Origin of the sequence: Paracoccus aeridis, assembly GCF_004923205.2 — a bacterium.
GTDB lineage: Bacteria > Pseudomonadota > Alphaproteobacteria > Rhodobacterales > Rhodobacteraceae > Paracoccus > Paracoccus aeridis.
Window position 1 is genome coordinate 1 of the sequence record NZ_SELD02000020.1, and the last position, 11,699, is coordinate 11,699.

Consider the following 11,699-nt stretch of genomic DNA (forward strand, 5'->3'; position numbering starts at 1 on the left):
ATGCACTAAGATTACAAACGGACCACCTCAGGGGGGCAGGCCACTTCTGCGATCGCTTGGCCGGCTTTTCGGCCCAGCCCTCGGGCTCCTCGCCGGCCTTGATCGCCCGGTTTTCATCTCGCGTGTTGTGGTTCTTCGGCACCGGCACGATGGAGGCATCCAAGATCTGGCCGCCCCGCGCGAAGTAGCCTTGCCGCGCCAGATAGCCGTCGAACTGCTGAAACAGCGCCTCGACCATGCCCGCCTGTGCCAGCCCCTCGCGATAAAGCCAGACGGTCTTTGCATCGGGCACGCGGTCCTCCAGCCCCAGACCAAGGAACCGCATGAAGGACAGCCGGTCGCGGACCTGATACTCAATCTGGTCGTCGGACAGGTTGTAGAGGGCACCCAACACCAGCGTCTTGAACATCACCACCGCGTCCATTGGCTTGCGCCCCGCCCGCGATTTGCGCTCCGCCTCCGGCTTGCGCCAAACCCGCTCCAGCGTCGGTCGGAACTCCTCCCAGGGCACAATGGCGTCGATCTCGACCAGCGGGTCCTTCTTGGCGTCTAGGCTCATGTAGCGGTCCGAAAGATCAAAGAAACCCATCTGCGCCATCGTCACGCTCCAGCAGCCGAATGCCCTGTGCGTCCTACCCCGGCGGCCCGGTTAGCGCAATTTTTCGAGGTGCCCAGCTACAAGTTTGTCTGCTTTGTTGGCTTTGTTCTTTGGAAAAGTAAAAACTTATGGGCACCTCGATTTTTGACCTTTTCCGGTCGCGGGTCGCGGGCTCGGCGGCTTGAAATGGGCGTGATGCCACCCGTCAGTGCCCTTGTGCGCTACGGGGTCTTTGATGCTTTGCCTGTCGCGCGCGGCGTTTCGTGCCGCACGACTTGATTTCCGCGCCCCTGGATTAGCCCGGGCACGGGTTCAGGCGGCTCAGCTGGCCGAGGCGGCGCATGTTGTAAGCGAGGTTCTTCATCCCGATCTTCGCCTTCGCCCGCACCATGCCGATCGTGCGCACCAGCGTGCCGCCCATGTCGTTGGTCTGCGCGCCGAAGACATGCTCGACCCGGGCACGCACCGAGGATTTGGTCCGGTTGCTGCTTTTGGCCTGCTCGGTCAGCGGCTTGCCGCGCTTGCCCTTGCGGTGGATGTGGCTCCTCAGCTTCATGCCGCGCAGCTTGGCTTCCATCTCCTCGGACCGATAGGCCGGATCGGCCCAGACCCCCGCGCCGGTATTGCCCCGCGTCAGCAGGTGGTCCACCGCTTGGCTGTCATGCAGGGCGGCATCGCTGACATGGTAACGTCTTACCAGCTTGTGCTTCCTGTCCATGCTCACATGGTTCTTGTAGCCATAGTGGGATTTGCCGTGCTTCTTGGTCCAGCGGGCATCAACGTCCTTCTGTGACCGCTTGGCCGGTTTGTCGGACCAGCCCTCGGGCACCTCACCGCTCTTGATCGCCTTGTTTTCCTCGCGCGTGTTGTGGTTCTTCGGCACCGGGACGATGGAGGCATCCAGGATCTGCCCTCCCCGCGCGATGTAACCCCGTCGCGCCAGATAGCCGTCGAACTGCTTGAACAGCGCCTCCACCAGGCCCGCCTGCGCCAGCGCTTCGCGATAAAGCCACACCGTCTTGGCATCGGGCACCCGGTCCTCAAGCCCTAGGCCGAGGAACCGCATGAATGACAAACGGTCGCGCACCTGATACTCGATCTGGTCGTCGGACAGGTTGTAGAGCGCGCCCAGGACCAGTGTCTTGAACATCAGAACGGCGTCCATCGGCTTGCGCCCGGCGCGCGACTTCCGCTCCGCATCTGGCTTGCGCCAACCCGCTCCAGCGTCGGGCGGAACTCCTCCCACGGCACAACGGCGTCAATCTCGACCAAGGGGTCCTTCTTGGCATCCAGGCTCGCATAGCGGTCCGAAAGATCGAAGAAACCCATCTGTGACATCGTTACGCCCAAGCAGCCGATCACCCCCCCGTTCATACCGCAGCAACTCGGGCCGGGCAATTTTTCGAGGTGCCCTTATGTAGCCACAGTCTATGATAGCATTGTGTTTGGAATTGGATTTTTGTTAGGTGGATTTTCTGTCGCTTTTATCATTTCAACGATTTTCTTTCGAGAAGGTAGATCGACTGACTGGTGTTTTCCTGGATTTATAATAATAACATTAGTTGTTCTATTGTTTGCCGTTAGATATGCAGTTATCTCATTCGAGAAATCTCAAGGCAGTAGGGCAATGTGGTGGATAACCGTTCTTGGCCTAGTTACAATTGCGTTCATAACAATTCCAATAATTCACTTAGACTTAAAAAGACAAGAAATAGAAGCGGCGCGTTCCGGCAAGCCGGAACCAGGCTAGACGTCTTGTGATTTTCGAAGACTCCGTTCGCAATGTGAGCGATCCCGAGCGAGAAATCGCAGTAACCCAATCTTTTAGAATCATTGTATGTAGGATTTCTACAGACTGTCGATGTGAGTCCCGCTGCCATCAACGGCACCCAGACGCTCATGACGATCACAAGTAAAACGACAACCGATCGTCCCGAAGGCTGCGGAGGAAGGGTAAATCTCATCACGCTCTCCAAGTCGCTCATGCTGAGTTAACATCGGATTGAACAAACACGCCACTGTCCGCAATGGGCTCTTTCCGGCCCTTCGCTGCAGCCTGCGCTTGCGTCCGGTCCGAGCTAGGACTGCCTTAGCTATGTGCATTTTTCCCTTGACCTAAGGGACCGCTGTCAAGGAACGATCCTTCGCGCGGGGATCTGGGACGCGGGCAGCACCTCGACCGCAGCGTCGGCCCGAGCTGCATCCGTTCCGATCAGACAGGAGAAGCCCGCGCGCGGCGCGAACTGCGATGATCCTTTGGCCGTTCCGGGGATCGACGGGCTTTCGCCCGCTCACCCCCGTCCGACGCCCCTTTGTTTGCTTGTCCGCCAGGCATCCGCGCCCGAGCCGGTCAAGGGGCAAGCGCCGCCCGTGCCGGGCGTCGTCGTTCAGGCAGGCCGTGTCCTCGCCCGCGCGAGCGCGGTCTGCGGGCCGCACCACCCCGCCTGTCCGACCCCGTGACAGTCCCGGCCGCGGCCGCGGGCAGGGCTGCGCCCTCCCCGCTCTGCTTTCCGAAAGGCATGGGCCTTTCGAGAAAGCATCGCAGGAAGGTCCGCCCATCGGCGGAAGGGGGCAAAGACCCCGCCGCCCCGTTGCGAGAGGAGACGCGCGATGAGCGTGACCACCGTTGAAACCTTCACCTGCACCGGCTGCGGCCATCGGTTCGAGGCGACTGACCTGCCAACTGCGTGCCCCAAGTGCCGCATCCACGGCAGCGCCCGGACCTTCCCGAGCGACAGGACCCTGACCACCGCCCGTCAGAATGACAGCTTCCGCGCGGGCCTGGTGGTCGGCGGATGCCCCTTCCCCGGCACCGTAGTCGTGACCTCCGGCGTCCGGGACCGGGGCCGGGACTTCGTGACGAATGCGATCCTCGCCGCCGCCTTCGACACCGCGTTTTCCGAGGACAATGACCCGTGGGGCAGCCGCGACTTCGGCACCGTCACCGTGCAGGGCGAAAAGCTCTACTGGAAGATCGACTACTACGACGCCAACCGCGAGTACGGCTCGGATGATCCGACCGATCCAGCCAAGACGCACCGCGTCCTGACCCTCCTGTTCCCCTCCGAATACTGACCGGGAAACCCCGCCTCGCCCCCCGAGGGGCGGGGCATCTCCCATCAAGAGCAATCACCGTTGCACATAAGGAAGCCCGTCATGTCCAATGTCACCGCCCTGCCCCGTGAGGCCCGCCGCACCGAGGTCCCCGCCGTCGAGAGCATCCCGCTGGCCGACCTCTACCTGTCCGACATGAACCCGCGTCAGGAGGTCGATCCCGAGGGCATCGCCCTGCTGGCCGACAGCATCGCCATGATCGGCCTGATCCAGCCCATCGCGGGTTTCCGCGACGAGGCCGGGAAAGTGGGCGTCGTCGCGGGTGGCCGCCGCTGGCGGGCGATCCGGCTGGCGTTTGAGCGCGACCCCGAACTGCTGGCCCATCGGCCCGAACTGGCCTTCGTTCCCGTCCGGCTCGCCCCGGATGAACCCACCGCCCGCGCTTGGGCCGCCGTCGAGAACACCGCCCGCGAGGACCTGCACCCCGCCGATGAAATCCGCGCCTTCGGACGGATGCGCCAGGGCGGCGCGGACGTGCCGACCATCGCCCGCACCTTCGGCACCACCGAGGCCCATGTGTATCGCCGCCTCGCCCTTGCCGCCCTGCCCGCCCCGGTGCTGGATGCCTTGAAGGCAGGCGAGATCACCCTTGGCGCGGCCAAGGCGTTCACCGTGGCCGAGGACGAAGCCCTTGCCTTGTCCGTGCTGGCGCAGATCAGGAGCCGCGAGGTCAGCGAACATCGCATCAAGCAGATGTTGCAGCCCGAGGCGATCAATGGCGGGACCGACCGCCGCGCCCGCTTTGTCGGGATCGACGCCTACCGCGCCGCAGGTGGCAGGGCGACCGCTGACCTCTTTGCCGAGGCGACCCTGCTGCATGACGCCGACCTGTTGGACCGGCTGTTCCGCGAGAAGCTGGAAGCGGAAGCCCAAGCCAAGAAAGCGGAATGGGCGTGGATCGAGACACTGTACGAGGGTTGGGTGCCCTATGGCGTGGCCGAGAAGATGGCACGGCTCTACCGCGTCGAAGGCGATCTGACCGAGGAACAGGCGGAGCGTTACGACGAACTGGGCGAGGTGGCGGAGGCCGAGGCTCTGGACGAGGACGGGCAGGCGGAACTCGACGCATTGCAGGCGATCCTCGACGGCGATTTCACCGAGGCGCAGCGCCGCTTCGGTGGCTGGTTCCTGTGCGTGGGGCAGGATGGACGGATCAGGATGGACGGCCCCTATGTCCGTCCCGAGGACCGAACTGCGGCCATCGAGGCCGGGGTTCTGACCGGCCACGCTGCCCGACAGATCGAGAACGTCAAGGACGATGCGCCCAAGTCGCCCTACAGCGGGGCGCTTGTGGCCGACTTGCGGGCCATGCGGAGCGCCGCCGTGCAAGGCGCGATGCTCGACAAGCCCGAACTGGCCCTTGACCTCTTGGCCTACACCTTTGCCGAAAAGTGGGGCGGGCCGCTGGCCGTCCGCACGGACGAAAGCCCGATCACCCCCGCGACGGAAACCGGCTTCGCCCCCGATCCGCGCCTGCTTGGCCGCGAGGATGAGGACGAGGACGCCGCGCCCGAGGCCGACCCCTTCGACGCCTTTCGCGCCCAGGGCAAGAAGCACCGCAACGCCGTGCTGGCCTTGGCGCTGGCCCGCAGCCTTCGCTACAGCGACCACGATCCGATCTTCGCCAAGGTCGAGGCCGAGACGAAGGCCCATATCCGTCAGGTCTGGACCCCGACCGCCGAGAACTTCTTTGGCCGCGTCAGCGCCGAGTATCTGGACGCGCTGCACTTGGACCTGACCGGCTGTGATCCGCAATGCAACGGCTTCAAGGCGTTTAAGAGCCAGAAGAAGGGCGAGAAGGCCGCAGGAATGGAGCGGCTGTTCACTGACGCTGCCTATCAGTCCGCGTGGAAGATCGACGCCGAGAAGAAGGCGCGGATCGACGCTTGGGTGCCTGACTGCTTCTGACCTGACGAAGAGCCGGGGCGGGTCAGCCCGCCCCGCAGACAGAGTTTACAACAGGGAGGTGAGGCATCATGCCCAACTTCACCGCATACGGCCACCCCGTTCTGGCTGTCGCCTGCCCGACCTGCGGCACGGCCCCCGGCTTCTGGTGCCGCCGTCCGAGCGCCCACATGGCCTCCAATCTTCACGCCGCCCGCCGCGCCGAGGCCGACCGCGTGTTCATGGAGCAGCACGGCCCCACCGCCGCGATCATCCATGCCGCATCCGGCTGGCTGATCGACCCGTGCGGACGCGCCCGCGATTGAGGCCCGTCATGCAGCCGTGGAGACGCACCGACTGGACCTTGCGGGACCGGACGGCCCAGGCGTGGACGCTGGGACATAAGCCGCGTCACAGCCGCCAGATCGACGCCGCCTGCGGCCGGCACATCGCACGCTTCCCGCACAAGCTGGTCGGGATTGAGCTGGATACCGCCGCCCTGCTGTCCCTGCGCGCGCTTCTGCACCATTCCCGCCGCTTCGGGCGACCGCATCGCGGCAACCGCGCCGATCACTGGACCACCCGCGCGATCATGGACACGAACAATCAGCTTGCCCGTCTTGACCGCATCAAGGGCCGTAACGCCGCCTGACCCCACTTCCTTCTTGCAACGAAGGATCAACTGGCCCAGCCTCGTGCGGGGCATTCTTTTGTGGCCAGGTAGTCCCGACCGCCCACGGACTGCGCCCGTGCCCGGCCCGGACGTTGCGCTTCGCGCGGAGCCGCTACGCGGCAATCCATCTGAGCGATCTATGACGGCATTGCGGACGAAGCGGTCGTTTGCAGGTGCAGCAATAACGGCGGCCCGCCGTCTTTGGCCGAGCGAACAGAGCAGGTTGCCTACGGCCACCGCGCGGGAGGGCCATTGACCGCTTCATTCCTACCGGCGGACGTCCTACACATCAACGTTGCGGATTACGGAGCATGAGATGTCGAGGATTAAGCGTAAACCTAAGTTGCCCGAAGGGATCACGGACGACCCCGAAGTTTTTGGTCGGTTCAAAGTTGAATTGGCCGAAATCGTCGCTAATGCCTACCGCATTAGCGACTGGAAGAAGTTTGCGCACCGTTTCGGTTTGGAAGAGGAGATCTTGGATCACCCAAGGTTTACCCGTAGCATGGAGTGGGGAGACGAAGATTACGAGGGTCACGTGCTCGACCTAGTCGATTATCTCTGCAGCAAGAACATTCCAGCCCTGACAGCCCTCTTCGAAATCCCAAGCGTTCAGAGCAAACTGTCCGACGACCTCCTCGCGGCTTGGCACGGTGAACAAGATCCGCTGATTTCGGCGCTCTCTCACAGCTTGGGAGAGGTCGATGCCGCACGGGGCTTGATTGATCTAAACTCCTATGCCGTTCGGGTGCAGAACGCGCTGCCGCACGACCCACCAGGCGCGGTCGGCGCGACGAAAGATCTTCTGGAAGCGGCCATGCGGTCGATCCTCGATGAACGCGGAGTGGCCGGTACTGATAAGCTGGACTTCCCCGAGCTTACGAACAAGTGCTTTAATGAACTGGGGCTTCTGCCGAACAGTCCTCCTAAAAGCGACGCCGAGGGGAAGGTTCGCAAGATCGCCGACAACGCGAAGAAGATGATTATCGCGGCGAATGAACTCCGAAATCTGGCAGGAACGGGCCATGGCCGCGTTGTGGGGAAGGAAGAGGAGCTGACAGCCGACGACGCAAGCATGGTCGCCTCGATCGGAATGATCCTCTCGGCATGGCTGCTTCGCCACGTCGGATCGAAGTGAGGAAGGCTGGGCATGATAGGCGAGAGCCTCAGCGGGGTATAGGGCCGGGACCGATGCTGCGCATGCGAATCGTCGAGCTGCGCTGCATCGTATTCGAATGACGGCGATGGGTTCAAACCGCATGAGGCGTACCCTCCAAGAGCATGGTATCCGCTCTGGCTCCCTGCTGGGTCGCTCCCGTTAGAAGGAACATAGGGGCTGGTGTGCGCGTCAGGATGTGCTATATAAGGTATTACCTTTTGATACCAGAGGTGGTCCCATGCCTGTAGCTCATCCTGTCGCCGTGAAGCTGAACCCGGAAGTTCACGCCCGGGTTCGGGAGCTTGCCAAGGCCCAGCACCGTTCACCGCACTACCTGATGCGCGAGGCCATCACCCAGTACGTCGAGCGCGAGGAAAAGCGCGAGGCATTCCGGCAGGAGGCCTTGGCCGCTTGGGAGGCTTATCAGGCCTCTGGCCTCCACGTGACCCATGCCGAAGCGGACGACTGGTTGGCGCGGCTTGAGGCCGGCCAGGATGTCGAAGCGCCTGAATGCCACAACTGATCTGGACGCCACAGGCCCTGCAGGGGGTCCAACGGTGTCATCGCTTTCTTGCACCCAAGAACCCGGATGCGGCGTCCCGTGCCGTGCGCGCGATCCGCGAGGGAATGAAGATCGTGGCCGCCCATCCGGGCGTCGGGCGCCCGGCTGACAAGATGGACCCGGAGTTCCGGGAATGGCTGATCCCCTTCGGGGACAGCGGCTATGTCGTTCTTTACCGTGTGGACGGCGATCTGGCTGTAGTGCTCGCAGTCAGACATCAACGTGAAGCTGGGTATTTCTGAGCCAGAAGGCGGCTGTCGGGATATGGCATTGTCAGCTTCGTGGACCTTGCAGCCCTTTGCTGTTGTGGCCACTAACATCTGCTTTGGCGAACGGAAGGGAATGTCCATGCTTGGGGCAATGTAGCAGGAATTTATCGTTTATTAGTCAACTTCATAGAGTTTACTACTTTGGCCTTAGGCGGTGCCGGAAAGATAATCCGGAGCATTGGCCGCCACTTTAAGCCAAGCCCCGGCTAGTTGCCGCATGAGCAGAAAACATCACGGTAGTTTATGAAAGACTTCACCCTTTTCGAACGCGTCAGAACTTGATTTGCAATCTGCGCGCGCGATCGCGAAACGCCGCTTCTCCACCTTCGAGGATCTCACAAACTGTTTTGCGGATTGAGGCCTCGTCAAGACCGCCCGACCGGTACGTTATTCTAGGCAGGCCACTGCCGGTCATCTCGGACACGTTGGCAATGATCACTTGGTCTGCATCGGTGTTTATAACAAGGTTGGCATTATGAGTGACCATAATCACTTGGCGCCTGCGCTTTGTGTTCCTGAAGAGAGGGACTAGTTCATCGTAGATTGATTTAGGATCTAAATTCTCTTCCGGTTGGTCAATAACTAAAGGCTTATCATCGGCATCGTCCAACGCGAGATAAAGTAGGATTAGGACAATGCCGCGGGTACCTGGGGAAAGCTTTTGAATGTCGACGTCGTCATACTTGATGCCGTATTCAATCGTGATGTGGTCCGAACTGTAGAGCCATTGCGCAAAAGATTTCAACCATTTGCGGTGTTCTGCTGGATCTTGCGGGCTCGGCTCAAGCATCTCTTCTCGATGCTTATCCCAAAAGCACTCGACCGCACTAGCGATGACATCTGCATTCTGAGACTCCCAAGCGGCTTTCAACTCTTTGGTAGCGTACTCAAGTAGTTTGCCTCTTCCCCGAAAGGGTCCACTACGCAAGTCAAAGAGTTCATTTTCGGCCTTGGTAGCCCACGCACTCACGTCGGCGACTCTCGACACCGTGAAAGAAAGCTTGCCTAAGGTTCCACCCTGGGTGGCCAATCTCACCATGAGTGGCGCGTATAGATCACGCAGTACAGCTTCTTCGGCGAGAATTGCTTCGAAACAACGCTTATAACCTTTCTTGCGTGCTGCCACTAAATCGCTACGGCGCTCTGAAGCCGCCTCGTAATCAGCCAGCCGCTCTTTCAATGCAGAAAACTTAGCGGTTTCCTCTGCAATCCGCTTGGCGTTGAGCGCAAGTTTGTCAGCAGTCTGCCGGTCGGCAGCGACGACCTTTTGAACCCTTTCGATCTCTGCCTCCAATACCGACAAGGGAAGTTTCACCAAGTCGGCATCGTCAGCGATATAGCCTCCACTTTTCTGTAGTTTGGGTGGAGACCCCTTCCAGTACGCTAAATCACTGCTAGATTGAGCGGATTTTTCTTTGATTACCTCATCCACATTACCGCTGAATTCGAGCAAAAATTTCTGCCACGCAGCTTCGTCCAATTTGGTCGCTGCATGAATCTCTTTCAGATCGCGAAGATGCTGGGGTGCCCGGTTCTGCCGTTGATCAACGATGTCGTTCTGAAGGTTGTCCAGTCCGGCCTGCTGCTTGGCATAATAGCGGAGGTAGCCCCGGACCTTGTCGGCGGCACTAAGGAGATCTTGGAGCCTTTGAGCAACTTCAGCACTAGTCGTTGAAGGGACCAAGGCAGCTCTGTCCCTCTCATAACCTTTGATGACAATTTCCCTCTCAGAAATACGCTTCTTAAGCCCTTCGACCGCGAGAATTTTCTCTCGCTCTAGAGCGATTTGTTCAGACATTGCGCTAATGGCAGCCTCTTCTCGTTGCCGCGCCTCTCGCAATCCTTGGGCGCGCAGTTCTAGCAACTCTTGAAAATTTACCGCGCCGTCGCGATCCGTGTGAGCTTCAAAGATGACGCGCTCAATTTCCTTGATCATCTGAGGCATGCCCTCTGGTGAGCAGAGCCGATCGACAAACTGTTGAGATAAATAGCGGACCCGTGGAAAACTATCCCAGTCGGCGCCAGGTTGATCTAGACGCTTTGCTGAAGGTGCTTCCCCGCTCAACCAGTGTACCGACACCTCTGCGTTCCCCAGATGCTCACCTGCTCTTTCGAGAAATGACGGGCGTTCGTCATCCTCTAAGTAAGCGTCGCATCCTGCTGCGATCATGTCGGCAAGCGCCGTTTTACCTGATCCCCGTGCTCCAATAATAGTAACTAGCCCAGGATTTAGGGCGATTGCAGGGGTGCAGACCCATGGAGCGTTCAAAATATTGACGTGACTAATCGTCTGGGATTCTGAGGACCATGAAGGTGGATTAGGGCCTACGTAGGCCCTATCCGGGTCGATACAAGCCTGCCGTAGGCCGTCAAACGTTGCCTTTCCCTTGATCCAGCAGAGGCGATCTTCCGCGGGTTTTCCGACAAGTGACAGTTCATGAGCATCACATCCCCAGAGGCAAGGCTTAAGGCCCCCATAGTCATCTTGGATATCCTGAGGCGTTGCTGCGGAACTCAAGCCAAGCCAGAAATCCCGCTGCTTAAGGCTGCTCGCGAAGATAACTTGAGAAAATTTTTCGATTTCTTGCCTGAGCGTCCGGTCGGCTGCATCCCGAACGCCCGATGTTCCGTCAGCATTTCCTGAAACGGCAACGATAATGTTGTCGCGTGCCCATTCCATACTTCTGAAGGCAGCTTGCAGTCCGCTTCGTGTGACCTTGAATTGCGTAACCCCGATCTTCAGCGCAGCCGTGTTGTCAGTAGCTGTTCGATCGATACGCTTACCGAGCTTGATCAGGTCTTCCGGCGTACAAGTATATTCGTCATCTACCGTTGCGAACTTAAGTTGCCGCAAGAACCTGTTTAGCTCCCCCACGTGCTCTGGATCCTCCGGGCTCACCAACAGATGAATGTTCACAAAATGACCTTTTACCGTACCGATCTCTAGCCTCAGCTCGATGTTGGGGAAAAGGAGGTCACACTGTTCTAGTCTGCCGGCATCCTTTGCTGCCTTTACCCGCTCATAGGACGCGGTCACGCAATAGTCGGTAATACCAATTGCGCGCATCACTGGCGTGGCTGACTCAAGCGTAGTGAGATAAGCCTCAAACCCGTCGCTTGGAAAGCGATCTTCAAGAACGGTGCCTGGTGCGTGGATATGCGGCTCCCACCGCAACCAGTCAGAACCTTTAGACAACATTATGTTTTTGCCTCCGGCCAAAACTTTGCAATGTAATCAACATCTGGGCAAGCGCCTCATGACTGTTCCGGGTACACATTGTCATTCGAGCATACACATCCCCAAAATCTGCCTTAGGTTGATAGACTGCGCCCGACCTCCATGCAAAGAAAAATGCGCTAAGCGAACATAGCAAGGGAAACAGCCGAATGACGGCTTTAGCAGGCTGCTGATTTAGTCAGGACTGGGCGGAACGTTTTCC

9 protein-coding genes and 1 pseudogene are annotated in these 11,699 nt (G+C 59.8%); 7 read left to right on the top strand and 3 right to left on the bottom strand.

The genetic code is table 11. From position 1 onward, the window contains the following. Together ELI80_RS09310 and ELI80_RS09315 are read right to left on the bottom strand one after the other, a co-directional pair. Window positions 1–598 (bottom strand): transposase (locus tag ELI80_RS09310; protein WP_136651084.1); only part of this gene is annotated, 598 nt, incomplete at its 3' end. A 295-nt stretch (window positions 599–893) separates the two neighbouring features. Beyond that, window positions 894–1,936: pseudogene (locus ELI80_RS09315) on the bottom strand (IS5 family transposase). A gap of 1,272 nt (window positions 1,937–3,208) precedes the next feature. On the opposite strand from ELI80_RS09315, the gene ELI80_RS09320 reads away from it, so the two are divergent. From ELI80_RS09320 to ELI80_RS09350, 7 genes are all read left to right on the top strand, one after another. Further along, the gene (locus ELI80_RS09320; RefSeq protein WP_201740599.1) at window positions 3,209–3,673 is read left to right on the top strand and encodes a DUF3768 domain-containing protein; all 465 of its coding nucleotides are present in this window, start codon (window positions 3,209–3,211) and stop codon (window positions 3,671–3,673) included. Between the two features lie 81 nt (window positions 3,674–3,754). After that, a complete protein-coding gene (locus tag ELI80_RS09325) occupies window positions 3,755–5,620 on the top strand; it encodes a ParB/RepB/Spo0J family partition protein (protein WP_136651077.1) in 1,866 nt (621 codons plus the stop codon). A 68-nt stretch (window positions 5,621–5,688) separates the two neighbouring features. Further along, window positions 5,689–5,922, top strand: a complete 234-nt coding sequence (locus ELI80_RS09330) for a zinc finger domain-containing protein (protein WP_136651078.1) — start codon at window positions 5,689–5,691, stop codon at window positions 5,920–5,922. Between the two features lie 8 nt (window positions 5,923–5,930). Continuing rightward, window positions 5,931–6,248, top strand: a complete 318-nt coding sequence (locus ELI80_RS09335; RefSeq protein ID WP_136651079.1) for a hypothetical protein — start codon at window positions 5,931–5,933, stop codon at window positions 6,246–6,248. Between the two features lie 337 nt (window positions 6,249–6,585). Further along, a complete protein-coding gene (locus ELI80_RS09340; protein ID WP_136651080.1) occupies window positions 6,586–7,407 on the top strand; it encodes an abortive infection family protein in 822 nt (273 codons plus the stop codon). Window positions 7,408–7,666: 259 nt separating this feature from the next. Then, window positions 7,667–7,951 (top strand): CopG family ribbon-helix-helix protein, encoded by a 285-nt coding sequence (locus ELI80_RS09345; protein ID WP_136651081.1) that lies wholly within the window; start codon window positions 7,667–7,669, stop codon window positions 7,949–7,951. Then, window positions 7,939–8,232 carry a type II toxin-antitoxin system RelE/ParE family toxin gene (locus ELI80_RS09350; protein ID WP_136651082.1) on the top strand — a complete coding sequence of 98 codons (294 nt, stop codon included), beginning with the start codon at window positions 7,939–7,941 and terminating at the stop codon, window positions 8,230–8,232. The genes ELI80_RS09345 and ELI80_RS09350 overlap by 13 nt, the downstream gene beginning before the upstream one ends. Before the next feature lie 298 nt (window positions 8,233–8,530). Here ELI80_RS09350 and ELI80_RS09355 read toward each other — a convergent pair whose 3' ends face one another. After that, on the bottom strand, window positions 8,531–11,458 hold the full coding sequence (locus ELI80_RS09355) for a TrlF family AAA-like ATPase (protein WP_136651083.1): 2,928 nt from the start codon (window positions 11,456–11,458) through the stop codon (window positions 8,531–8,533). Window positions 11,459–11,699: the final 241 nt, after the last annotated feature.